At 69.9% G+C, this 21057-nt stretch carries 26 protein-coding genes; 11 read left to right on the forward strand and 15 right to left on the reverse strand.

Annotated elements, in window-relative coordinates; translation table 11 throughout:
- Positions 1–7 precede the first annotated feature (7 nt).
- Positions 8–2050: an ATP-dependent protease LonB gene (gene lonB / locus LI334_RS10320; protein ID WP_227260744.1), complete on the reverse strand. Its 2043-nt coding sequence runs from the start codon at positions 2048–2050 to the stop codon at positions 8–10.
- Between the two features lie 175 nt (positions 2051–2225).
- Between lonB and LI334_RS10325 the strand changes: the two genes are divergently transcribed.
- Positions 2226–2738 (forward strand): nicotinamide-nucleotide adenylyltransferase, encoded by a 513-nt coding sequence (locus LI334_RS10325; RefSeq protein WP_227260745.1) that lies wholly within the window; start codon positions 2226–2228, stop codon positions 2736–2738.
- A 138-nt stretch (positions 2739–2876) separates the two neighbouring features.
- The gene (locus tag LI334_RS10330; protein ID WP_227260746.1) at positions 2877–3485 is read left to right on the forward strand and encodes a trimeric intracellular cation channel family protein; all 609 of its coding nucleotides are present in this window, start codon (positions 2877–2879) and stop codon (positions 3483–3485) included.
- Here the strand turns inward: LI334_RS10330 and LI334_RS10335 are convergent.
- Positions 3477–4808, reverse strand: coding sequence for an APC family permease (locus LI334_RS10335; protein ID WP_227260747.1), 1332 nt, complete (start codon positions 4806–4808; stop codon positions 3477–3479). The two genes, LI334_RS10330 and LI334_RS10335, sit on opposite strands and share 9 nt — an antisense overlap.
- Before the next feature lie 48 nt (positions 4809–4856).
- Positions 4857–6422 (reverse strand): thermosome subunit alpha, encoded by a 1566-nt coding sequence (thsA, locus tag LI334_RS10340; RefSeq protein ID WP_227260748.1) that lies wholly within the window; start codon positions 6420–6422, stop codon positions 4857–4859.
- A 107-nt stretch (positions 6423–6529) separates the two neighbouring features.
- On the opposite strand from thsA, the gene LI334_RS10345 reads away from it, so the two are divergent.
- A complete protein-coding gene (locus LI334_RS10345; protein ID WP_227260749.1) occupies positions 6530–7345 on the forward strand; it encodes an amidohydrolase family protein in 816 nt (271 codons plus the stop codon).
- 56 nt (positions 7346–7401) lie between these two features.
- On the opposite strand, the gene LI334_RS10350 is transcribed toward LI334_RS10345, so the two are convergent.
- From LI334_RS10350 to LI334_RS10360, 3 genes are all read right to left on the reverse strand, one after another.
- Positions 7402–8316, reverse strand: coding sequence for a glycosyltransferase family 2 protein (locus LI334_RS10350; protein WP_227260750.1), 915 nt, complete (start codon positions 8314–8316; stop codon positions 7402–7404).
- Positions 8317–8377: 61 nt separating this feature from the next.
- On the reverse strand, positions 8378–9082 hold the full coding sequence (locus LI334_RS10355) for a class I SAM-dependent methyltransferase (RefSeq protein WP_227260751.1): 705 nt from the start codon (positions 9080–9082) through the stop codon (positions 8378–8380).
- A gap of 53 nt (positions 9083–9135) precedes the next feature.
- The gene (locus LI334_RS10360) at positions 9136–9567 is read right to left on the reverse strand and encodes a PPOX class F420-dependent oxidoreductase (RefSeq protein WP_227260752.1); all 432 of its coding nucleotides are present in this window, start codon (positions 9565–9567) and stop codon (positions 9136–9138) included.
- 109 nt (positions 9568–9676) lie between these two features.
- Here LI334_RS10360 and LI334_RS10365 point away from each other — a divergent pair, with 109 nt between their 5' ends.
- The 4 genes from LI334_RS10365 to LI334_RS10380 are packed head-to-tail and all read left to right on the forward strand — an operon-like array spanning position 9677 to position 11879.
- Positions 9677–9940 (forward strand): helix-turn-helix domain-containing protein, encoded by a 264-nt coding sequence (locus LI334_RS10365; protein WP_145843932.1) that lies wholly within the window; start codon positions 9677–9679, stop codon positions 9938–9940.
- Between the two features lie 31 nt (positions 9941–9971).
- On the forward strand, positions 9972–10730 hold the full coding sequence (locus LI334_RS10370) for an MBL fold metallo-hydrolase (protein ID WP_227260753.1): 759 nt from the start codon (positions 9972–9974) through the stop codon (positions 10728–10730).
- Between the two features lie 42 nt (positions 10731–10772).
- Complete coding sequence (locus LI334_RS10375; RefSeq protein WP_227260754.1) at positions 10773–11417, forward strand: YkgJ family cysteine cluster protein; 645 nt, start codon at positions 10773–10775, stop codon at positions 11415–11417.
- 54 nt (positions 11418–11471) lie between these two features.
- Entirely contained in the window at positions 11472–11879 is a 408-nt protein-coding gene (locus tag LI334_RS10380) for a TRAM domain-containing protein (RefSeq protein ID WP_227260755.1), read from the forward strand.
- Here the strand turns inward: LI334_RS10380 and LI334_RS10385 are convergent, their stop codons facing one another.
- Positions 11880–13547 carry a radical SAM protein gene (locus LI334_RS10385; RefSeq protein WP_227260756.1) on the reverse strand — a complete coding sequence of 556 codons (1668 nt, stop codon included), beginning with the start codon at positions 13545–13547 and terminating at the stop codon, positions 11880–11882.
- Positions 13548–13679: 132 nt separating this feature from the next.
- On the opposite strand from LI334_RS10385, the gene LI334_RS10390 reads away from it, so the two are divergent.
- On the forward strand, positions 13680–13838 hold the full coding sequence (locus LI334_RS10390; RefSeq protein WP_227260757.1) for a DUF7559 family protein: 159 nt from the start codon (positions 13680–13682) through the stop codon (positions 13836–13838).
- Positions 13835–14206 carry an Hsp20/alpha crystallin family protein gene (locus LI334_RS10395; protein ID WP_227260758.1) on the forward strand — a complete coding sequence of 124 codons (372 nt, stop codon included), beginning with the start codon at positions 13835–13837 and terminating at the stop codon, positions 14204–14206. The genes LI334_RS10390 and LI334_RS10395 overlap by 4 nt, the downstream gene beginning before the upstream one ends.
- On the opposite strand, the gene LI334_RS10400 is transcribed toward LI334_RS10395, so the two are convergent.
- Positions 14203–15300: an NAD(P)/FAD-dependent oxidoreductase gene (locus LI334_RS10400; RefSeq protein ID WP_227260759.1), complete on the reverse strand. Its 1098-nt coding sequence runs from the start codon at positions 15298–15300 to the stop codon at positions 14203–14205. The genes LI334_RS10395 and LI334_RS10400 overlap by 4 nt on opposite strands.
- Positions 15301–15411: 111 nt before the next feature.
- Here LI334_RS10400 and LI334_RS13070 point away from each other — a divergent pair, with 111 nt between their 5' ends.
- Entirely contained in the window at positions 15412–15543 is a 132-nt protein-coding gene (locus tag LI334_RS13070) for a hypothetical protein (protein ID WP_255473799.1), read from the forward strand.
- On the opposite strand, the gene LI334_RS10405 is transcribed toward LI334_RS13070, so the two are convergent.
- The 5 genes from LI334_RS10405 to LI334_RS10425 are packed head-to-tail and all read right to left on the reverse strand — an operon-like array spanning position 15533 to position 19456.
- Complete coding sequence (locus LI334_RS10405; protein ID WP_227260760.1) at positions 15533–15991, reverse strand: hypothetical protein; 459 nt, start codon at positions 15989–15991, stop codon at positions 15533–15535. The two genes, LI334_RS13070 and LI334_RS10405, sit on opposite strands and share 11 nt — an antisense overlap.
- A 42-nt stretch (positions 15992–16033) precedes the next feature.
- Entirely contained in the window at positions 16034–16627 is a 594-nt protein-coding gene (locus LI334_RS10410; RefSeq protein WP_227260761.1) for an NUDIX hydrolase, read from the reverse strand.
- Between the two features lie 26 nt (positions 16628–16653).
- Positions 16654–17112 carry a DUF7109 family protein gene (locus tag LI334_RS10415; RefSeq protein WP_227260762.1) on the reverse strand — a complete coding sequence of 153 codons (459 nt, stop codon included), beginning with the start codon at positions 17110–17112 and terminating at the stop codon, positions 16654–16656.
- Positions 17113–17135: 23 nt separating this feature from the next.
- Positions 17136–18230: a glycosyltransferase family protein gene (locus LI334_RS10420; protein WP_227260763.1), complete on the reverse strand. Its 1095-nt coding sequence runs from the start codon at positions 18228–18230 to the stop codon at positions 17136–17138.
- 26 nt (positions 18231–18256) lie between these two features.
- Positions 18257–19456: an MFS transporter gene (locus tag LI334_RS10425; RefSeq protein WP_227260764.1), complete on the reverse strand. Its 1200-nt coding sequence runs from the start codon at positions 19454–19456 to the stop codon at positions 18257–18259.
- Between the two features lie 82 nt (positions 19457–19538).
- Here LI334_RS10425 and LI334_RS10430 point away from each other — a divergent pair, with 82 nt between their 5' ends.
- The gene (locus tag LI334_RS10430; protein WP_227260765.1) at positions 19539–19706 is read left to right on the forward strand and encodes an HVO_0758 family zinc finger protein; all 168 of its coding nucleotides are present in this window, start codon (positions 19539–19541) and stop codon (positions 19704–19706) included.
- Positions 19707–19721: 15 nt separating this feature from the next.
- On the opposite strand, the gene LI334_RS10435 is transcribed toward LI334_RS10430, so the two are convergent.
- Together LI334_RS10435 and LI334_RS10440 are read right to left on the reverse strand one after the other, a co-directional pair.
- Entirely contained in the window at positions 19722–20597 is an 876-nt protein-coding gene (locus tag LI334_RS10435; RefSeq protein WP_227260766.1) for an SDR family oxidoreductase, read from the reverse strand.
- On the reverse strand, positions 20597–21028 hold the full coding sequence (locus tag LI334_RS10440; RefSeq protein ID WP_227260767.1) for a DUF5791 family protein: 432 nt from the start codon (positions 21026–21028) through the stop codon (positions 20597–20599). Before LI334_RS10440 ends, LI334_RS10435 begins: the two co-directional genes overlap by 1 nt.
- Between the last annotated feature and the right edge of the window lie 29 nt (positions 21029–21057).

Genomic DNA, 21057 nt, shown 5'->3' on the forward strand with positions numbered 1-21057 from the left:
AAGCGATTTACTGGGGGCTCGGACTGCTGTTCGGGCCGACCTGCTGGTCGAGCGCCTTCCCCGTGATGGACTTCAGGCGCGTGACGAGCGAGTCCTTCTCGGGTTCCCCGACGAGCGCCACGTCCAGCACTTCGCTGAGGTGGCTGACGGGGATGACCTCTATCTCGTCCTTGTACTCGTCCTCGATCATCACGTCCTGTTCGTTCGCCTTCGGGATGATGACCTTATCACAGCCGGCTTTCGCCGCGGCCTCGATCTTGTGCGTGACGCCGCCGACGGGCAGCACGTCCCCGCGGACGCTGAGGCTGCCGGTCATCGCGAGACTCTGGTCGATGGGGATGTCCTCCAGCGCGCTGATGACGGCCGTCGCGACCGTAATCGAGGCGGAGTCGCCCTCGACGCCCTCGTAGGACTGCACGAACTGGATGTGGATGTCCTTGTCCGCGATGGACTCGCCCGTGTACTTCTTGATGATGGCGGAGACGTTCTCCACGGCCTCCTGGGCGATTTCCTGGAGTTTCCCGGTGGCGAAGATTTCGCCGCCCTCGCCCTGCCGGGGCGTGACCTCGGCCATGACGGGCATCATGATACCGGAGTCGCCGCCCATCACCGCGAGTCCGTTGACGCGGCCGACCGCGTCCTGCTCCGTCGCGCGGAGTTCGTAGTCCTTCCGGCGCTCGATGTAGTCGTCCGCGACCTGCTGTTCGATGCTCCGCGAGCGCTTCTTCGCCTCCAGGACGTCCGCGCGCTGGGTCTTCTCGTGGCCCTTCGACTTCGCGATGTCGCCCGCGACGCGGACGAGACCGCCGAGGTTCCGGAGTTCGAGCGTCAGGCTGTCCTTCCGGCCGGCGCGGCGCTTCGCTTCGAGGATGATTTCGCTCACCGCGTCCGGTTCGAAGTGCGGGAGGCGGCCGTCGTTCTCCACCTCTTGGGCGACGAACCGCGCGTACTTCCGCCGCATCTCCGGGGTGTCGTCGATGGTGTCCTCCATGTACACCTCGTACCCGTACCCCTTGATGCGGGAGCGGAGCGCGGGGTGCATGTTCTCCATCGCGTCCATGTTCCCGGCGGCGACCATGATGAAGTCGCAGGGGACGGGTTCGGTCTGCACCATCGCGCCCGAACTGCGCTCGGACTGGCCGGTGATGGAGAACTCGCCCTCCTGAATCGCCGTCATCAGCTTCTGCTGGCTGCGGACGTCGAGCGTGTTGATTTCGTCGAGGAACAACACGCCCTTGTTCGCCTCGTGAATCGCGCCGGACTCCACGCGTTCGTGCGCGGGCGTCCCCATTCCGCCGGACTGGAAGGGGTCGTGGCGCACGTCGCCGAGGAGCGCGCCGGCGTGCGCGCCGGTCGCGTCCTTGAACGGCGCGGTCTGCCGGTCGGCGTTGTTGATGAGGAGTTTCGGCACCATCGCGTCCCCGCCCTGGTTCGTGTAGCGGAACGCGAAGTAGAGGATACCGGCCGCGAGAATCCCCATCAGCGGCTGGAACGCGATGAGGAACGCGTACCCGATGACGACCGCGATGATGACCCACATCAACAGCGACCGCATCTGGTTGCGTTTACGGGACTCCTCGCGGTGGGCTTCCACAATCTGGTCGCCCTTCCCCGCGGGGACGGTGCGAACTTTCGGTTCGTTCGAGTCGTCGGGGTTGTGGTAGACGAGGATGTCCTGGAGGTTCTCCTTCGGGAGGAGCTGGCTCATCGCCTTCGCCAGCATGGACTTCCCCGTTCCCGGCGACCCGATCATCATCACGTGACGGTGCTGTTTCGCCGCCCGCAGCACGATGTCGCGGGCGTCCTCCTGGCCGATGACTTGGTCGACCAGGCGGTCCGGGACCTTGATGTCCGAGGTGTCGTCGACCTTGAGGCCGCCGAGGAGGTCGTCCTCCGCCGCGTCCTCGTCGATTTCGACGTCACCCTCGACGTCGACCTCGCTACCGAGGTCTTCGAGGTCCCCGATGGGGTCAGCAGGCTCCTCGGGTTCGTTCCCGTGGCTGCCGTACTCGTTCTCGGGGGGTGAGTCTGTCGGGGGCTCGTTGCTCATAGAAGTCTACTCAGTACACGAAGGGAGGGTCGGGCGACTGATATACTTTCTCCCTCCGGCGAACGCGCGAGCGCCGTAATCAGCCGCGTAGAGCCGCTAGAACGCCGTTCTCGATTCGGGAGGTGTCGCGGACTCGTCACGCTTATGCGGACGCGCCCGCTCTGTCCGCTAACGAATGACGCGCGGGTTCTACATCGGCCGATTCCAGCCGTACCACGAGGGCCACCATCGCGTCGTCGAAGCCATCTCCGACGAAGTGGACGAACTCGTCGTCGGCGTCGGAAGCGGCGACAAATCCCACAGCACGCGCAACCCCTTCACGGCGGGCGAGCGCGTGATGATGATAACGAAAGCGCTCGTGGACGTGGACGTCGTCACGTACGTCGTCCCCATCGAGGACATCAACCGGAACGCCGTCTGGGTGAGCCACGTCCAGTCCATGACCCCGAAGTTCGACGTGGCGTACTCCAACAACCCCCTCGTCATCCGGCTGTTCGGCGAGGCCGGCGTCGAAGTCCGCCAGTCCCCGATGTTCGAACGCGACGTGCTGGAGGGAACCGAAATCCGCAACCGAATGGTGCAGGACGAGGACTGGCGCGAACTCGTCCCCGACCCCGTCGCCGGCGTCATCGACGAAATCGACGGCATCGAACGCATCCGCCAAGTCAGCGACACCGACGCCGGATAGGAGATGGACGTCTTCGACGTGATGAACAACGTCAGACCGAAGGCCTGACTGGCGCACAACACCGAATACCTGCATGGACGTATTCGGTGTTATGAACGACGCAAACGCTTCGCGTTTGCTGGCTCATCACGCGAAGACATGAACGTCTTCGACGTGATGAACGCGGTCGGGTTGGTCGCGTTCGCGATCGTCGGCTCTCTCAAGGCGAGCGACGCCGACCTCGACCTGCTCGGAATCGCCGTTCTGGGGTTCTTGACGGCGCTCGGCGGCGGTATCACGCGGGACGTGCTGGTGGGGCGGACGCCGGCGGCGCTGTCGGGGAGCGGGGACGTGCTGTGGACGTTCGTCGGGGTGCTGGTGGCGCTCGCGCTGGCGGTCGTGGTGGACGAGCGCGGCCTGCTGGACAGCCCCGCGCTTCTGGTGCCGGACGCGGTGGGGTTAGCGGCGTTCGCGGCGACGGGCGCGCTCGTCGGCGTTTCGGCGGGCGTGTCGTCGTTCGGGGTGGTGGTGCTCGCGACGTTGACGGGCGTCGGCGGCGGCACCATCAGCGACGTGCTGCTCGACCGCGTGCCGTTCGTCCTCACGGAGGACTTCTACGCGTCCTGTGCGCTCATCGGCGGCGTCCTGTTCGTTCTCGCCGTGGACGCGGGCGTGGGGCGGCGGACGGCCGCGCTCGCCTGTGCGGGCGTCGTGTTCGCGCTCCGCCTGCTCGCGGTTCACCGCGAGTGGCGGCTCCCGTCAGTGTAGGCCGTCCTCGATGCCGTCCTCGACGGCGCTGGCGACGCGCGCGAGTTTCCGTCGCTCGAAGTACGTGACCTCGACGACGAACACGGCGAGCGCGGTGAGGACGACCGCGCCGAACACGTTCGGTTCGCGGGTGGCGAGGTGGTAGAACATCAGGGGCGCGAACACCGCGCACCCGAGCGCGCCGAGCAGGGGAGGGAGCCAGGACACGCGGTCGTCGTGGCGCTGGGTGAACGCGAGCGCGCTCATCACGCCGAATACGGCGATGAAGGCGAGGGACGCGAACGACGTGATGCCGTCGAGGCTCCCGTAGACGGTGAACGCGACGGTGACGATGCCGAGCAGGACGAGCGTGCGCTCGGGCGCGCCGTCCGCGCCGGAGTCCCCGACGCGGTCGGGGAGGAGGTTCTCGTCTATCATGCCCTTCGCGAAGTGCGCGCCGGAGAAGAGCGTCGCGTTGATGGCGCTCCCCGTGGACACGAGCGCGGCGACGGAGACGACGGCGTAGCCCGCGCTCCCCATGAACGGCTCCGCGGCTTTCGCGAGCGCGACGTGCTTGTATTCGAGTATCTGGGCGGGCGTGAGGAGGCTGGTGGTGACGACGGCGACGAGCACGTAGACGAGGACGGCGACGGCGATAGCGGCGTACACCGACCGGGGGATGGTGCGGTCGGGGTCGCGGATGCTGTCGCGGTCGTAGAACAGCAACTGCCAGCCCTGGAAGGCGACGAAGGAGACGGCCGCGGCGACCAGCGGGTCAAGGCCGCCGACGCCGCCGACGCCGAACCCGAGACGCCCGGTCTGCGCGCCGTAGTACGCGCCCCATCCGCCGACGACGACGAGGATGAGGATTTTCGCGCCCACCAGGACGTTCTCGGTGGTGCCGGACGCCCGCGCGCCGAGGAGGTTCAGCGCGACGAACCCCGCGACGGCGAGCGCGGACACGACGGGCCGGGTGGGGACGCCGAGGACGGCGTGAACGCCCGCGAGTTCGACGGTGAAACTCCCGAACGCGTACGCGTACATCGCCATCGACCCGACGTACCCGAAGAGGAGCGTCCACCCGACCATCCCCGCGAGCGTGGTGTTCCCGGAGAACCGCTGGACGTACGTGACCGACCCGCCGTTCGGCTCGCTGACCTCGTTCAGTTTGTTGTACGAGTAGCCCGCGCAGGCCGCGACGACGCCCGCGAGGACGAACGCGAGCCACGTGCGGGGGCCGGCGATGGTCGCGACCAGCCCGAGGATGGAGAAGATGCCGCCGCCTATCATCCCGCCGAGCGCGATGGCGACGCTCGCGGACAGCCCGAGGCCGTCGTCGCTCATTACGAGCGGGCTACGGGGCGCGGCGTGTTAGGCGTGGGGGCCGGACGCCTAGTTCGCGGCGATGATGTCGTCGATGCGGACGACCATCGTCGCGGCCTCGGTGGCGGATTCGAGAGCGTCGCGCTTCACGGCGACGGGGTCGAGGACGCCGGCTTCGACGGGGTCGGCGAGCGTTCCGGTCTCGCCGTCGGTGACGATGCCGGCGCGGCCGGTTTCGTTCGCGGCGCGGAGGTCGACGAGCGCGTCGATGGAGTCCATGCCGGTGTTCTCCGCGAGCGTGCGGGGGAGGACGTCGAGCGCGTCCGCGAACGCCTCGGCGGCGAGCTGTGCGCGGCCGTCGATGCCGGGCGCGCCCTCGCGAATCGCGTCGGCGAGCACGATTTCGGTGCATCCCGCGCCGGGGACGACGCCGTCGCCGTCGAGCGCGACCGCGACGACGTCGAGCGCGTCGCCGAGCGCGCGTTCGAGTTCCGCCGCGACGTGTTCGGTGCTGCCGCGCACGAGGAGCGTGACGGACTCGGCGTCCCGGCCGCCCTCGACGAACGTCAGGTCGTCGTCGCCGTACGTCTCGACGCGGACGGACGCGGCGTACCCGAGGTCGTCGGGGTCGATGTCGCGCACGTCGCCGAGCGCGACCGCGCCGGTGGCGGACGCGATGGCGGTCGCGTCGGAGGTTTTCACGTTCGCGAACGTCGCGATGTCCTCGTCGGCGAGGTAGGCGGCGGCGCGCGAGTCCACCTTCTTCGTGCAGAACAGCACGTCCACGCCGGCGTCGGCGAGGCGGCGGGCGTACTCGCGGAGTTCGGCGTCCTCGGCGTCGAGCGCGGCGTTCAGTTGGCCTGCGCTCGTGATGTTATACTCGACGCTCGCGCTGGTCTCGCGGGTGTCGAGTTTCGCGTCGAGCACGGCGACGGTCGCGTCGGACACGTCGCGGGGCATGTCCTCGCGGACGGGCGATTTCTCGGTGAGGACTCCCTCGACGAGTTCGGTCGCGCCGGCGGACGCGCCGGCGAGCGTGTGGACGCGCACGTCGTCGCGGCGCACGCGGTCGCCGTCCGCGACGTGCCGGACGGCGGCGACGACGAGGTCGGCGAGCCGGTCGGCGGAGCCGTCGCCCGTGCCCTTCCCGGTCATGCTGGTCGCGGCGACGCGCGCGAGGAGGTCGTCGTCGAGTTCGGCGTCCAGCGCGAGGGTGGAGAGCGCGTCGAGCGCGATGTCGCGGGCGGCGGCGTACCCCTCGACGACGGTCGTGGGGTGCACGTCGCTGTCGAGGAGTTCCTCGGCGCGCGCGAGGAGGTTCCCGGCGAGCACGGCGGCCGTGGTCGTGCCGTCCCCGACCTCGTCCTCCTGGGTGCGCGCCACGTCCACGAGCATCTTCGCGGCGGGGTGTTCGACGTCCATCTCCTCCAGAATCGTGACGCCGTCGTTCGTGACGACGACGTTCCCCGTGGCGTCCACGAGCATCTTGTCCATCCCGCGCGGGCCGAGTGTGGTGCGGACGGCGTCCGCGACGGCCTTGCCGGCGGTGATGTTCGAGGACTGCGCGTCGCGGCCGCGGGTTCGGCGTGCGTCGTTTCCGAGGATAAAGACGGGACTCATCGTGTTCGCTGCCATGCTGTCCGGGAGGATTGCGAGTCTACATATACTCTTCGTGACACGTGATAGCAGTCGGCCGCGGGGCGACCGGTAGGACGAAATACGCGGCTGTTCGTCCTACGAGCATGTTGGAACTCGAACACGGGTTCCGCGTCGTGGACGTCCACGCGCGCCTCCACGCCGGCCCGGAACCCCCGCTCCGGGGGCGGGACGTAGACGCAGAACAGTTGGAGCGCGAACTCCACCAGGCGGGCGTGGTTCGCGCCGCCGTCTCCCCCGGCGAGCAGGCGGGCGAGCGCGGCTACCTCCGCGCGAACAACGCCGTCGCCCGGCAGACCGTCGAGCGGCCGTTCGTCGCGCTCGCCCGCATCGACGGCCCCCGCGACCCCGGAACGGACGCCGGCGCGCGCCTCCGCAACCTCCGCGCGGCGCGCGAGGACTACCACACCGACCCCGACGACGTGGAGCAGTACGCGTACGACGACCGCTTCCACGGGTTCCGCCTCCATCCGCCCCGGGACGGCCTGCCGGACGAGGAGACCCTGGACGCGCTCGGGGACGCCGGCCTCCCCGTGCTCGTGCACGCGGGCCGCGACTTCCGGCCCGAGACCGTCGCGGACACCCTCCTCGACCGCGGGTTCCCCGTGATTCTCGGGCACTTCGGCGGCCACCCGCTCGACCGGGACGCGATGACGGACGCCCTCGGCCTCCTCGACCGCTACGACGACCTCTACCTCGACACGAGCGCCGTCCGGTACCGCGACATCCTCGAACGCGGCATCACCGAACACCCCGACAGAATCGTGTTCGGGAGCGGCACGCCGAGCGTCCACCCCGACGTGGCCGTGATGGAGATACTGACGCTCGACGTGCCCGAGGACTTGATGAGTCGCGTGTTCTCGAAGAACCCGGGGCGCGTCATCGACGCCCTCAGCGAGTGACGCTCACTCCGGGAGCACAAAACCCGGGCCGCGTCATCGACGCCCTCGGCGAGTAGTCAGTCGTAGCGGGCGAGGGTGCGGTCCATGCGCTGGGAGACGCCGTTGGGGTTGCGGCGGGGCGGGCCGTCGGAGCGGCGGGCGCTGAGGCCGTCGCGCACGCCGCGGGCGGCGTTCCGGAGGACGGCGTTGCCGTTCGCGGCCCACTCGGAGGGGCGTTCGTCGCCCGTGAGCACGTCCTTGGCGACGCCGAGCGCGTCCGTGAGGGCGTGCCGTCCGAGGCGGTAGGGGACGGTCGGGTGGACGCCGTAGTTCTTCGCGAGGCGGTAGGCGAGCGACCGGTACTTCACGCCCCAGAGCGGCACGTCGGCGTCGGCGGCGACCCGGTGGGTCACGTCGTCGGCGTCGGTGCGGACGACCGCCATGCCGGACTGCCAGGAAACGGGTCGGTTCATGCCGGCGAGTCGGTGCGCGGCGTCGCGGGCCGCGCCGGTTTCGAGGTACTCGTCAAAGCCGTCGAGCGCCTCGATGGCGTCCCGAGTGAACGCGACGTTCCCGCCGTCGAAGTACGTCACGTCGCGGCCGCGGATGCGGCGACGTTCGACGGCCTCGGTGGTGTGTCCGCCGGCCACGTCGCGGTGGATTGGGCCGGTGACGGCGTCGGCGTTCGCGATGCCGTCGCGGAGCGCGTCCACCCAGCCCTCGCGGACGCAACTCGCCTGCCCGAGGAGCGCGAGCACGTCACCGGTCGCGGCGGCGAGGCCGGCGTTCCGGGCGGCGTTGACGTTCCGCTCGGAGAGTTCGAGGAGGATATCGACGACGGGGTGGTCGCGCACCAGGCCGCTCGTGCCGTCCGCGGACGGGCCGTTCACGACGACGACCTCGACGTTCGGCGCGTGCGCGGAGAGCGCGTCGAGGGTCGCCGCGAGGCGGTCGCGGGCGTTGAGCGTGGGCACTACCACCGACAGGTCCATACGGAGAGGTTCGGACGTACGACCAAAAACATCCCGGCACGTCCGCGAGAAGTCCGGAATCTTACACTCTCGCGTCCCAGTAGGAGACGGAGGCGAGCGCGTCCCCGACGCGCGTCCGGCCGAGGGAGGTGTCCGCGGAACGCAGCGAGTTCGCGAGCCAATCCGGGAGTTTCCGGTAGAGACCGTAGGGGAGGACGAAGTCGTGTTCCGCGCCCGCGAGGCGGAGGTTCGCGCCCGTGACGAGGTCGCGGACTTCGTCGTCCGAGTAGAGCCGCGACCCCATCGGGAGGAGCCAGTTGTAGATGGAGCGCGTCGAGGTGTCGTTGAAGGTGTCGAAGAACACCTGGTTCTTGGAGACGCGCGCCATCTCGCTGAGGAACTTCGCGGGCGTGTCCGCGAGGTGGAAAAACCGCATCGCGAACACGGCGTCGAAGTGGTCGTCGGGGAACGGGAGGCGGGCGGCGTCGCCGCGCATGAACTCCAGGTGGTCGTCCACGCCGGCGTCGCGCGCCTTCTCCCGGCCCTCCTGGAGCATCGCGCTGGAGATGTCGAGGCCGACGATGTCCGCGCCGCGGTCGGCGAGCATCACGGTGAACCGGCCGGTGCCGCAGGCGATTTCGAGGACGCGCTTGTCCTCGACTGGGCCGAGGGCTTCGAGAACGGCTCGTTTCTCGCGTCGGTCGATGAGCTGTCCGCCGCGGGAGAATCGCTTCTCGTCGTACTCCTCCGCGACGTCGGAGGCCTGGTACCACTCCTGTCCCTTCACGCTACGTTCACGTCCACGCCCGGCCCCTAAAACCGTACTGGAACGCGGGAGGGTTACGCGGTGACGACGCGGTCGGGGCGGATGCGGACGACGACCCGTTTGCCGTCCTCCTCGCCGTGGTGCGGGTACTCGTCCACGTCGAAGTACCGCCGGGCGAGCGCGTCGATGTGTTCGACCGCGCCCGTCGTGTCCACGCTCTCGACTTCGCCGCGGACGGAGAGGTAGCGGTAGGGGTCGTCGGGGTCGGTGATGGACACGCCGACCTTCGGGTTCTGTCGGACGTTCCGCTCTTTCCGGCGGCCGCGCGCGGTGTTGACGAGGAGGTGTTCGTCGCCGCTCGACCAGGGGTGGGCGTCCTCGCCCGGGGCTTCGTAGCCGACCCAGACGGGCGTGGTGTGCGGGGTGCCGTCGGGCATGACGGTGGCGAAGTGCGCGAACGATTCGGTCTCGAAGAGGTCGCGGTAGGCCTCGGGAATCGCGGGCATGGTCGGCCTTCGACCCCCGCACCCATCAACCCCACTACCTAATATTGTATTAATCCATTAGACACCAGTATAGCCAACCTTTACGTATAGCTGTGTGGCAGTAATTGTCATGAGTACGACCGCGGAGCAACACGTAGCCACGGACGACGAGGAATTCCGGGAGCGCCTGCGCGAACTCCCCCCGAGCGCGAAACTCGTCGCGAAGGTTCTGGAAATGGACTCCCCGCTCTCGCAGGGCGACCTCGCGGAGGAGACCCTGCTCCCCGACCGCACCGTCCGCTACGCGCTCAACCGCCTCGACGACGCCGGCCTCGTCAGCGCCCGGTACAGCTTCGAGGACGCGCGCAAGCAAGTGTACTACCTCGACGCGTAACTTTTCCTCCCCGCCCGTTCACGTTCCGGGCGTGTTCGAACGCATCTCCGTCCCCGTGGCGACGCGCGCCCCGACGGGCGCGACGAACGCCTACCTCGCCGACGGCGTCCTCCTCGACCCCGCCGCCCGCAGCGACGCGCTCGACCGCCGGGTCGCCGCCGCCGACATCGACCACGTCGCGGTCACGCACACCCACGAAGACCACGTCGGCGCGCTCGCGCACTACGCCGCCGAGACCGGGGCGACCGTGTGGGCGCGCGCCGGCCGCGCGGAGCGGTTCGCGGCCGCGACCGGCGTCACGCCCGACCGGACATTCCGTGAGGGCGACCGCGTGGGGCCGCTCACCGTGCTGGAGACGCCGGGGCACGCGCCCGACCACGTCGCGTTTGCCGGCGGCGGCGAACTCGCCATCGGCGACCTCGCGATGGCGGAGTCCAGCATCTTCGTCGGCACTCGGGACGGCGACATGCGGGCGTACTACGCCAGTCTCCGCCGCCTCCTCGCGCGGGACGCCGACGCGCTCCACCCGGGCCATGGGCACGCCATCGCGAACCCGGACGAGCGAATCGCCGACCTGCTCGCGCGCCGCGTCCGCCGCGAGCGGAACGTCGAGCGCGCCGTCCGCGAGGGCGCGCGCGCCATCGACGACATCGTGGACGCCGCGTACTCCCGGAACGTCGCGGACGTGCGCGACCTCGCGACCGAGACGGTGCGCGCGCACCTCGAAAAGCTCGATATCGAGGGGCGCGTGCGCTGGTATCCCGCGGACGACCGCGCGACGCCGCCGTAGGGCGAGCACGGGACTTTTCGTCGCGGAGCGCGACTATCCGGTATGGAGTCGCTCGAAGCCGAACTCGACCGCGCCCGCGACCTCGACGAGTCCGCGCTGGCGGACGCCATCGAGACCATCGGCTTCGAGTGCACCAGGTGCGGAGCGTGCTGTAAATCCGAGTCCGAGGAGCCGCACACGGCGACGGTGTTCCCGGACGAGGTGCGCGACCTCACGGACGAGACGGGCGGCGAGTGGCGGGACGTGGCGCGCCCGATGCCGTACGGACTGGACGAGAACGGCGAGGGCGAGACGTTCGAGTGGGCGCTCCAGACCGACGCGTGCGGGGACTGCGCGTTCTACACCGAGGAGGACGGCCAGGGGGCGTGTACGGTGCACGACGACCGACCGCTCATCTGCGAGACGTACCCGTTCAGCGTCGCGCTCGGCGGGACGAGCCAGCCGATGGGGGAGGCCGTGGACGAGTCCGGGATGGTGCGCGCCCACGAGTGCGAGGGGCTCGGGCGCGACATCAGCCGCGAGGACGCCGAAGCGCTGGCGGGCGCGCTGAAGGAGCGCGCGGTGCGCGAACTGGAGGAAGCCATCGGCGTTCGGGAGACCTACGAACCCGCGCGGCCCGACGCGGGCGCGGTCGTTCACGATTCCGAGGGCGCGAAACGCCCCGACGGAACGCCCTACGAGGGGTAGCGCCCCCATACTACTAAGACCACCCCCTCCCTGCGTTGGGATGAGTGTCTGACTATGGAAATCTCTGAGAAACTGCTGTGTCTGTTCAACGGCGAAGTCACGGTGAAGGACGACGAGTACGTCGTCACGGTGCCGAAGAGCGAGGTCGAAGCGGGCTCCATCGACCCCGGCGAGGTGTACCGGGTCGCGCTCATCGCGCGGGACGGCGAGGAGGAACGCACGGACGACGAGCGCGAACGCCGCGCCGCCGGCGAACCGCAGCCGCCCGTCGAGGAGGGCGAAATCCGGTACGTCGAAGTCGAGGACATCGGCAAGCAGGGCGACGGCATCGCGCGCGTCGAGCGCGGCTACGTCATCATCGTCCCCGGCGCGGACATCGGGGAGCGCGTGAAGGTCGAAATCACGGAAGTGAAGTCGAACTTCGCGGTCGGCGAAATCCTCGACGAGGACGTCGCGGAGTAGCTATATCGAGAGGAACCGGGAGAGGTCGACGTCGGCCTCCGGGAGCGTGTCGTGGGGGCGGGAGACGACGATGTCGCCCGCGGTGCCGCTCCCGATGCCGGGAATCGCGGTGAGTTCGTCCATCGACGCGGCGTTCACGTCGAGCGGGTAGGGAACGCCCGTGACGGAGCGGTAGCCGTGGTCGGTGATGACCACGTCGGTCGTCCGGCCGAGTTCGCGCTCGCCGGGGACGGCGACGAGGAGGCTGTACGTGCCGAGCGACCGCCCGAACGTCTTCCCGTCCTGATGGTACTCGAAGTGCACGTCCTCCAGCACCGCGCCCGGCGGGACGACGCGTTCGAGCATCGGCTGGTCGATCTCCTCGCGCACCTCCTGTTTGTACTTCTTGAATCGCTTCTTGTTGGCGTGCGCCACGTCCGCGCCGGTCTCGTCCATTTCGGTGCCCTCGAACGCCATCACCTGGCGGATGTTGATGCGGCGGAGCATCAGGCCCTCGTCGTACACGTCGTGGAGGAACTGCTTGTTGTGCTCGTAGGTCTCGGGGCGTTCGCCCGTGAGGCCGTGCAGGAGGTTGATGCCGGGCAGGAGTTTCGGGAGGCGGGGCGCGTCGTCGTCGCGGTCGGGTCGCCAGCCGCCGGCCTCGTTCACGACGCGCACCGCTTCGAGGCACTCGTCGGCGGTGACGAGGAGGTTGTTCTGCTCCTGCACGACGGGGTCGGCGGACTCCAGGCCGAACGCGGCCGTGTCCCCTGGCGTGTTGTGTTCCGCGATGACCTCGATTGCCTCCCGGGATTTCTCGGGGTAGTCCGTGATGGTCACGGGGTTCATGTTGTCGAGGTGGAGCGTGCGGAGGTCGGGCGCGACCTCCCGAATGCCGCCGTAGAGGTCGCGTAATGCGTCCGGGTTCGGGGCTTCGCCGTCCCCGCCGAACGCGAGGATGTCGGCCTGCCGGCCGAGCCGGAAGTCCCGCACGCCCGCGTCGGAGAGCGCGTCCACCTCCTCGACGACGGAGCGCGCCGACCGGAACGAGGGGTCGCCGTACATCGGTTCCGTGCAAAAGGAACACCGGTACGCACACCCCCGGCTGGTCTCCATCTCCGCGATGAGGTAGTCGGGATAGTTCGGGTGCTGTTCGACCACGAACGCCCCGGCTTCGGCCCACCGGTCGATTTCCTCGTTGTCCCGATACCGGTTGTTGAAGCCCTCCAGGCCGCTCTCCACGAGGTCGTGCGCGGCCGCCTCGATGTCCGCCATCGCGAGGAAGTCGAAGTCGAGGTCTTTGCGCTCCATCTCCGACGCGCCGGCGTTCTCCTCGCCGACGCCGAACCGGATGGGGCCGCCCATCAGGCTGGTGCCGTCCGCCGTCCACGCCAGCTCGCGAACCTCGTCGGGTTCGGCGGGCGTCCCGCCGACGTAGCTCCCGGGGACGGTCATTCCGCCGATGTAGATGAGGAGATCCGCGCGTTCCACGTCGAGCCAGCGCGAGCGCTCCTCGCGCAACGCGTCGATGGTGTAGTAGGTGACGTTCTCCTCGGGGACGCCCGCGTCCACGAGCGCGCCCGCCGTGTATCGCGGGTACGTCGAGATGTAGGGGGGGACGCCGAAGTGCGCGGGCTCGTCGACGTAGCCGTCCACGAGCACGACGTCGAGGTCTCCGGCAGCAGTCATAGCGGAGAGAAGAGCGCGAGCGAATAAAGGCTACACGAAGATGTGGCCCGCGAATCGGGGTTCACCGGAGTCCCGGGATGCGCGTGCAGGCCGCCCACGGGACTTATGCCGCCGCCCGTGGTAGGTTCGTGTATGCCTGCGACGCTCGAAGTGAAGTGTACGAGCGACGACTGCGAGATGGACATGTTCGAGATGCACTACACGTACGACATGCCGGACGGCGTCGGCGTCGCCGAGTTCCAGTGTCCGTACTGCGGCGGGACGGAGTGCCTGGAGGAGTTGTCGCCGTGAGGTTCGAGTCGGTGGGGCGGTCGGTCGGGAACGCCGTGCTCTCCCGGCTCGGACGCGCGGCGAGCAGGGTGAGCGAGGAGACGCCGCTCCCGGCGGACGTGCTGGAGGACGAGGACGAGTACCTCGTCGTGTTCGACGCGCCGGGCGCGGAACCCGGTGACGTTCAGGTCGGGTACACCGACGGCGCGGTCGAGGTCAGGGTCGAGCGCTTTCGCGACCCCCAGGCGGGGTTCGAGATGCGGTATCCGGGGCGCGCGCTCTCGCTCGACGGCCGCGTCGAACTGCCGGCGGGCGCGAGCGTGGACGCGGACGCGGCGCGCGCCGAACTCGTCGACGGGACGCTCCGCGTCTTCCTCCCGAAGAACTAGTCCGGGTCGCTACCCGAGCGCACGCGAAACTCCTCGTCGCCGGTGAACCGCGTCGGGTCGAAGGGCGCGATGGCGTCTCGGTCTCCGAGTATCTGTTCCGCGATGGCTTCGCCGGTGGCGGGTGCGCGCATGAAGCCGTGGCCCTGCCAGCCGGCGGCGACGAACACGTCCTCGCGGAGTTCGCCGAGCAGGGGGTTCTTGTCGGGGGTGGCGACGCAGAGACCGGCCCACGCGCGCTCCACGGACACGTCGGCGTCGGGGAGGCGATACTGGAGGTTCTCGCGCGCGTCGCGGACGAAGTCGTCGTCGGCCGTCCGGTCGTAGGTATCGGGGTCGAACTCGCGGCGCTGGGTGCCGTCCCCGGCGAGCACGCCGCGGGCGTGGGGGCGGGCGTAGTAGTCCCGGGTCGCGTCCCAGAACAGCGGCACGTCGGGGCCGGACGCGACGAGCGCCTGCACCCGATAAGGCTTCAGCGGCACGCGAACCCCCGCATCCGCGAGCACCTGTTTCGTGTGCGCGCCCGCCGCGACGAGCACCGAATCGTAGGGGGTTCCGTTCACGCGCGTCGGGTCGAGCGACACCGCGGCGGGCGTCTCCTCCCGAATCTCCGCGCCCGCCTCGCGGGCCTTCGCGGCGAGCAGGTCGGCGTACGTTCGGGGCGTGGTGTAGCCCGCGTTCCGCGCGACGGCCGCGGCCGCCACGTCGTCGGTGCGGAGCGCGGGGTACTCGCGGGCGAGTTCGGCGGGCGTCAGGCGTTCTACGTCGAGGCCCTGCGCGCGCATCTCGTCCGCGTCCCGCGCGATAGCGTCCGCCGCCGCGCCGGGTTCCGTGGCGAACCAGACGTAGGGCGCGCGCTCGAAGACGAAGTCGCCCTCGCCCGAGAACGCCGCGAAGCGCTCGATTGCGCGCTCCGCGATGCGGGCGTCCACGTCCTCCGCGTACGCGTCGTACAGCAGGCCGGCGGCGCGGCCCGTGCTCTCCGCCGCCACCTCGTCGCGCTCGTACAGCGTCACGTCCGCGCCGCGTCGCGCGAGGTCGTACGCGGCGGTGACGCCGACCGCACCGCCACCGACGACAGCGACCGACTCAGTCATATCCGAGAGAGCGCGTTCGGGATACTTAGCGTCCGTGCCTTCCGCCCTCAGTTACTTTCACTTTCACCGCGCACGGGTCGACTTGATAACCGAACGCGAGAACAGACGTGTATGGCCGCGAAGCAATCCGAACGAGTCGACGTGTCTGACCTCCCCCTGAACCAGATGGAAGCGTTCGTCGCCGGCGCAGAGGACGTGTACGTCGAGCGCACACCAGCGAAAACCTACGTCGTCACCGAGTAGTCTCTGCGGTCGTCCCCCGGTCGCACGGGAGCGCGAACACCCCGCTGAAGGTTCCCGTCGGCCGGACGTACCACCGGAGGTCGACGCACGCGGCGCGTTCGCGAACCTCGCGGGGTTCGAGGGTGAGCCACTCCCCGTCGTCGAGGCGCGAGCGCACCGTGTACGCGGCGGGGTCGTCCGACCAGCCGTCTGTCCAGATGCGCCCGCCCGGCGTTTCCGCTCCCGCGCCCGTCGCCGGTTCCATCCGCTGTGTTCTGTCGAAAACCGTGTCACCGTCGCGTTCGAGTCGAACCTGAAGCGTGTGAGGTTCAGCGTCTCGGTTCCACCCGCCGACCGATTCGACGCGGTACGTCGTCTGCTCGGGGGTATCGAGTCCGGCGCAGCCGGCGGTGAGGGTCGCGGCACCGAGCGCGAGGAAACCGCGACGAGACGAGCGGGAGTCGGCCATCAATACCTGATACACCCAACCATTTCAAAATCTGGGGTTTAGTTAGGGGTCGTTCTCCGCATCGACCACGCGTTCCGGTTCCCGGGGTGGCTCCCAGTCGAGCGCGAGTTCGAGGAACTGCACGAGGATGCGGCCGGTCGCGCCCCAGACGGTGTAGCCGTCGACGTGGAAGAAGTGAACGACGGCTTCGCCGTACCGGGGGTGGGTGCGGTGTTCGACCTCGTAGTTCTCGGGGTCGGTGAGTCCCGAGAGCGGGAGGAAGACGACTTCCGCGACCTCGCGCTCGTCCGGTGTGTACTCGCGGTCGGGGACGCGCGCGACGAACGGCGTCACCGCGTACGAGGACGTGGTGCGGATGTCGTCCAGTTGCCCGACGAACTCGACTTCCTCCGAGCGCAGGCCGATTTCCTCGTTCGACTCGCGGAGCGCGGTCGCGCGGAGGTCGCGGTCGCTCGGTTCGCGGCCGCCGCCGGGAAAGCTCATCTGGCCGGGGTGTTCGCCGAGGTGGTCGGCGCGCTTCGTGAACACGAGCGCGGGGCCGTCGGGGCGTTCGACGACGGGCGCGAGCACCGCGGCGTCCCGGTCTTCGTCCTCGATGGTGACCGGCTCGTGCGCGGCGACCCGACCCAAGTCCATGGAGGAGGGTACTTCCTCGTCCGCCATTAACCCTCCCGTCGGTCGGCCAGTCGCTCCCGGAGGCCCGCCGCGTCGATGTCCGCCCACGTCTCCGCGTCGTACGTCACGTCGAGCAGGAAGTCCCGGCGCTCGTCGCCGGGGTCGTCGGCGAGTTCGGCGGCGAACCGGGCGCGGAGGGCGTCCGCGAGTTCGTCCCGGGGCACGTCCCGGCGCTCCACGTCGAGGATGTGTGGGAGGTCGGGGCCGCCGTCTGGGACGGTGGGGAAGGCGGCGGGCCCGGGGACGATGAGGTCGGCGTCCTCGCGGGAGACGGCGACGAGCGCGTACTGGTCGATTGCGCGCTCGATGGCGGCGTCCACGGCGTCCGCGTCCACGTCCTCGCCGCGCTTGAACGCGAGTTCGTGGAGGGCGTCCGCGAGTTCGTCGCGGGTGAGCGCGCCGAACAGGTCGACGACGCCCGCGAGTTCGTCGAGCGTGCGGTTCATACCCGTGACACCAGCCTCCTCGGTCATGAGTCTACCGCGTCCAGGTCGGCGGCCGCGGCCTCGCGCACCGCGTCCGGGGAGAGCGCGGTGTCCGCCCAGGCGGGCAGGCGGTCGTCGCCATCGGGCGGGCGGACGGCGTCCGCGTACGTCTCGACTTGCGCGCGCTCGTCGGCGGCGTCGTAGTCGAGGCCGTTGAACGCGGCGTCCGCGGCGTACCCGCGGACGTACCGGCGCGCGGTCTCCCGGTAGCGCTCGGGGAGCGTGTCGTAGTCCACGTCCACGCCGTGTTCCTCGCAGGCGCGGAGGAGCGCGGCGACGACGCCCGCGCTCATGTCGGAGAGGCCGGACGGCCCGGAGACGGCGCGGTGGTCGTGCTCGTACCGCCCCAAATCGGCCTGGGCGGTGCCGTCGAACCCGGCGGCGTCGTACGCCTCGCCGAGCGTCCCGACCTCCAGCCCCCACGTTCGGGGGACGCGGATGGAGCGCGCGACTTCGCCGGTCATCGCGCACTCGCCGGCGAGCGCGTACCGGAACGCGCCGAGGTAGTCGAGAATCGGTTCGTCGTTGCGCGCGTCGAGCGCGTCCACGAGCGGTTCGTAGCAGAGGCGAAACAGCCGGCCGTAGAGCCGCTGGTTCTCGACGCGGGCGTAGTAGCCCTTCACGAAGTCGAAGCCCGAATTGAGGGGGTGGAGGAGTTTCGGCACGTCCCGCGGCGAGTACGTCTTCGTGTCGGCGTCGTGGACGGCGAGGAAGTCGGCGTCCGCCGCGACGCCGAGCGCCAGCCAGATGTCGCGGCCCTTCCCGGCGTCGCCGTTCAGGTCGTGTTCGTCGAGCAGGTCTGCGACCCGGGGGCCGTTACACCAGAGCACGTCCAGCGGGAGGTCGAAGGAGGCCAGCCACTCCGCGAACGCGCCCGCCTTCTCCGCCGAGGCGCGGAGCGGGACGACGACGCGGCCCACGTCGAGGGTTTCGAGCGTCGAAAGCACGCTCTCCGGCGCGAGGCCGCCGTACTCGCGTTCCGTCATCGGGACGACGACGGTCGCGCGCTCCGTCGGCGCGTCGGGGTGGGCGTCCCCGTAGTCGTGGAGCGTCGCCACGCGCTCCTGCGTGTAGTCCATACCCCGATATCTCCCGGGGGCGGCATTTAGGTTGGCGTCTCGGCCGCGCCCTCCGGGAGCAGGTCGGCGCGGTACGCGACGACGAGCGCGACCACGAGCGCGCCGAGCGCGACCGCGAGCAGGCGGAAGACGAGGTCGTACGGCAGGTCGGTGCTGAGCACGCCGACGACGGTGCCGCCTGCCGCCTGCATCGTCATCATGCCCGCGCTGTACGCGGAGTACGCGGAGGAGCGGTCGGCGTCCGGGAGGCTGTCGAGGAGGAAGGTGTCGATGGTGGGGAAGAGGCAGTGGACGACCGCGCCGGTCGCGAGCGTCGCGACGGTGACGGCGAGGAGACCGGAGGCGTACGTGAGCGCGAACAGGCAGACGACGAACCCGGCGAGCACGGCGAGGAGGAGGGGGACGTAGGCGACGCGGTCGGCGAGCCGGCCGGCGAACCAGAACGCGGGGACGCCCGCGGCGAACATCCCGGTGAGGAGGAGGTTCGCGGTGCCAGAGGTGAGGCCCTTTGCTTCGACGGCGTAGAGCGTGTAGAAGTTCCAGAACCCGTTCCAGACGAGCGTGGTGACGCCGAGGATGGCGATGCCGGCGAACACGAGCCGCCACTGCCGGCGCACCGCGCGGACGAGGTTGCGGTCTGCCGCGCCCGCCTCGGGGAGGTCGGCGCGCCGCGTCGTGGCGAAGAGGGCGAGCGTGGTGACGCCCGCGACGGCGGCGAGCAGCCAGAAGACGGTTCGCCAGTCGGTCACGCCGAGCAGCGCGCCGACGGTGACGGGCGCGCCGACGGCGGCGAGCTGCATCGCGGTGCCGTGCACGCCGATGACGCGGCCGACGCGCTCCGGGAACAGTTCGGAGATGAGGGGGTTGGCGGCGATGAAGTACGCGCCGGACGAGATGCCGATGAGGAACCCGCCGACGAACACCATCTCGATGGTCGCGGCGAGCGCGGTGAACGCGGACGCGCCGGTGAGGAAGCCGCCGGTCGCGAGGACGACGCGGTGGCGCGCGACCCGCGTGAGGAGATAGCCGGTCGGGATGCGGGGGAGCGCGCTCCCGAGCCAGACGAGGGAAGCGGTGACGCCGACGGTCGCCCGGTTCACGCCGAACTCCGCCATGAACGGCCCGTAGAGCGGCGCGAACGCCACCCGGCCGAAGTTCACGAAGAACACGAGCGCGCACAGCGACCCGAACACGTGGACGCGGCGCGACCGACTCGACTCTGACACACGTCGGGGGAGGGGCGAGCGCGGTTCAAGGCTTCCGGAGTCCGCGCGTGGGTTTTTACGGCGGGCGCGCGAAGCCCGGCCCATGAAATCAGTCAGGAAGGGCCTCCGGGCGGGCGAACTGGAGAAGGACACCTACGACCGACTGGTGTGCGCGGAGTGCGGGGAGAACCTCAAGACGGAGAACGACCCGGACGAGGTCGGGAGCGTTCGCGTGTGTCCCGAGTGCGGGAAGCGCTGGCAGCAGATATAGCGACCGAACGCCGCGTCAGTACGCGTCGAGGGCGGCGCGGTAGCCCTCGCGGAACGTGGGGTACGCGAACTCGTAGCCGAGCCGATGCAGGCGCGCGTTCGAACAGCGCTTGCTCGTCAGAACCCGGCGTTCCGCGGCCTCAGAGAGGTCGCCCTCCCGCAGGCGTTCCTCCTTCGTGCGTTTCGGCGGACGAGGGACGCCGGCCTCGTCCGCGAGCCAGTCCGCGAACGCGTGCTTCGAGACGGGTTCGTCGTCCACCGCCAACAGAACCTCGGGCGCGTCCTCGGTGAGCGCGAACCGCACGACTCCGGCGGCGTCGTCCCGGTGAATCATGTTCAGGTAGCCCTCCGTGACCGGGCCCTCCAGGTAGCGCTCCAGGCGGTAGCGGTCGGGGCCGTAGAGGCCGGCGAACCGGACGACCGACCCGTCGATGCCGTGGTCGGCGGTGCGCTCGCGCGCGAGGCGCTCGGCCTCGGCGAGCACCTCGGTCTTCTCCGTGGTGGGTTCGAGCGGCGTGTCCTCGTCAACCCAGTCGCCGCCGTGGTCGCCGTACACGCCCGTGCTCGACGTGTACACGAATCTCTCTGGTGGGTTCTCGCGCCCGCCGAAGTGGTCGATAGCGGTTCGGAGGCCCTCGACGTACACCTCGCGGGCGGCGTCGGCGTCCCGGCCGCCCGAGGACGCGATGAACACGACGGCGTCCGCGTCCGGCACGACTTCGAGGCTCTCGGGGTCGGTCACGTCCGCGCGCACGCCGTCGAACCCCGCGTCCGCGATGGCCGACAATCCGGCGTCCGACCGCCGGACGCCGACGGGGTCGTGGCCGGCGGCGGCGAGCTGGCGGCCGAGTTCGAGCCCGACGTACCCACAGCCCAGGATGGCGACCCGCATCACCAGGGGTTCTCGACCGCGAGGTAGTGATGAATCTCGGCGTACTCGCGGAGCGTCATCGGCTGGCGGCCCTCCACCTTCTGCTGGACCTCCTTCGGGTCGAGCGCGGACTCGATGCCGTCCGCGAGCGAGTCCACGTCCACGACCGCCGAGCTCATCTGGAGCATCACGTGGTCTTGGAGTTCGAGGCGGACGGTTTCGGCGTCCGGCCAGTCCTCCGTGAGCGCGAGCAAGTCCGCCGCCTCCGCGGTCGTCACGGGGTCGCCCTCGCCGGCTTCGATGTCGGCGACGCGGTCGGGGGAGAGCCCGGTCGCGTCGGCGACGGCGTCCGCGCCCTCGGCCTCGATGACGGCGAGCAGGGCGGCCTCGTACTCCGCGAACACCTCGTCCGCGGAGACGGACTCGGGTTCGGAGATGGTGTCGGTCAACATAGTCCGGGGTAGGCGGCCGGCGCGTATGT

The sequence above is a fragment of the Salarchaeum japonicum genome, assembly GCF_020614395.1.
Lineage (GTDB): Archaea > Halobacteriota > Halobacteria > Halobacteriales > Halobacteriaceae > Salarchaeum > Salarchaeum japonicum.

Coding starts and splice junctions, on each gene's coding strand:
- LI334_RS10385 (WP_227260756.1), bottom strand. CDS start 13,547: ATGACTGCTGCCGGAGACCTCGACGTCGTGCTCGTGGACGGCTACGTC.
- LI334_RS10420 (WP_227260763.1), bottom strand. CDS start 18,230: ATGGACTACACGCAGGAGCGCGTGGCGACGCTCCACGACTACGGGGAC.
- LI334_RS10325 (WP_227260745.1), top strand. CDS start 2,226: ATGACGCGCGGGTTCTACATCGGCCGATTCCAGCCGTACCACGAGGGC.
- LI334_RS10400 (WP_227260759.1), bottom strand. CDS start 15,300: ATGACTGAGTCGGTCGCTGTCGTCGGTGGCGGTGCGGTCGGCGTCACC.
- LI334_RS10350 (WP_227260750.1), bottom strand. CDS start 8,316: ATGGACCTGTCGGTGGTAGTGCCCACGCTCAACGCCCGCGACCGCCTC.
- LI334_RS10365 (WP_145843932.1), top strand. CDS start 9,677: ATGAGTACGACCGCGGAGCAACACGTAGCCACGGACGACGAGGAATTC.
- LI334_RS10430 (WP_227260765.1), top strand. CDS start 19,539: ATGAAATCAGTCAGGAAGGGCCTCCGGGCGGGCGAACTGGAGAAGGAC.
- LI334_RS10415 (WP_227260762.1), bottom strand. CDS start 17,112: ATGAACCGCACGCTCGACGAACTCGCGGGCGTCGTCGACCTGTTCGGC.
- LI334_RS10405 (WP_227260760.1), bottom strand. CDS start 15,991: ATGGCCGACTCCCGCTCGTCTCGTCGCGGTTTCCTCGCGCTCGGTGCC.
- LI334_RS10440 (WP_227260767.1), bottom strand. CDS start 21,028: ATGTTGACCGACACCATCTCCGAACCCGAGTCCGTCTCCGCGGACGAG.
- LI334_RS10410 (WP_227260761.1), bottom strand. CDS start 16,627: ATGGACTTGGGTCGGGTCGCCGCGCACGAGCCGGTCACCATCGAGGAC.
- LI334_RS10360 (WP_227260752.1), bottom strand. CDS start 9,567: ATGCCCGCGATTCCCGAGGCCTACCGCGACCTCTTCGAGACCGAATCG.
- LI334_RS10335 (WP_227260747.1), bottom strand. CDS start 4,808: ATGAGCGACGACGGCCTCGGGCTGTCCGCGAGCGTCGCCATCGCGCTC.
- lonB (WP_227260744.1), bottom strand. CDS start 2,050: ATGAGCAACGAGCCCCCGACAGACTCACCCCCCGAGAACGAGTACGGC.
- LI334_RS10375 (WP_227260754.1), top strand. CDS start 10,773: ATGGAGTCGCTCGAAGCCGAACTCGACCGCGCCCGCGACCTCGACGAG.
- LI334_RS10390 (WP_227260757.1), top strand. CDS start 13,680: ATGCCTGCGACGCTCGAAGTGAAGTGTACGAGCGACGACTGCGAGATG.
- LI334_RS13070 (WP_255473799.1), top strand. CDS start 15,412: ATGGCCGCGAAGCAATCCGAACGAGTCGACGTGTCTGACCTCCCCCTG.
- LI334_RS10380 (WP_227260755.1), top strand. CDS start 11,472: ATGGAAATCTCTGAGAAACTGCTGTGTCTGTTCAACGGCGAAGTCACG.
- LI334_RS10330 (WP_227260746.1), top strand. CDS start 2,877: ATGAACGTCTTCGACGTGATGAACGCGGTCGGGTTGGTCGCGTTCGCG.
- thsA (WP_227260748.1), bottom strand. CDS start 6,422: ATGGCAGCGAACACGATGAGTCCCGTCTTTATCCTCGGAAACGACGCA.
- LI334_RS10345 (WP_227260749.1), top strand. CDS start 6,530: ATGTTGGAACTCGAACACGGGTTCCGCGTCGTGGACGTCCACGCGCGC.
- LI334_RS10435 (WP_227260766.1), bottom strand. CDS start 20,597: ATGCGGGTCGCCATCCTGGGCTGTGGGTACGTCGGGCTCGAACTCGGC.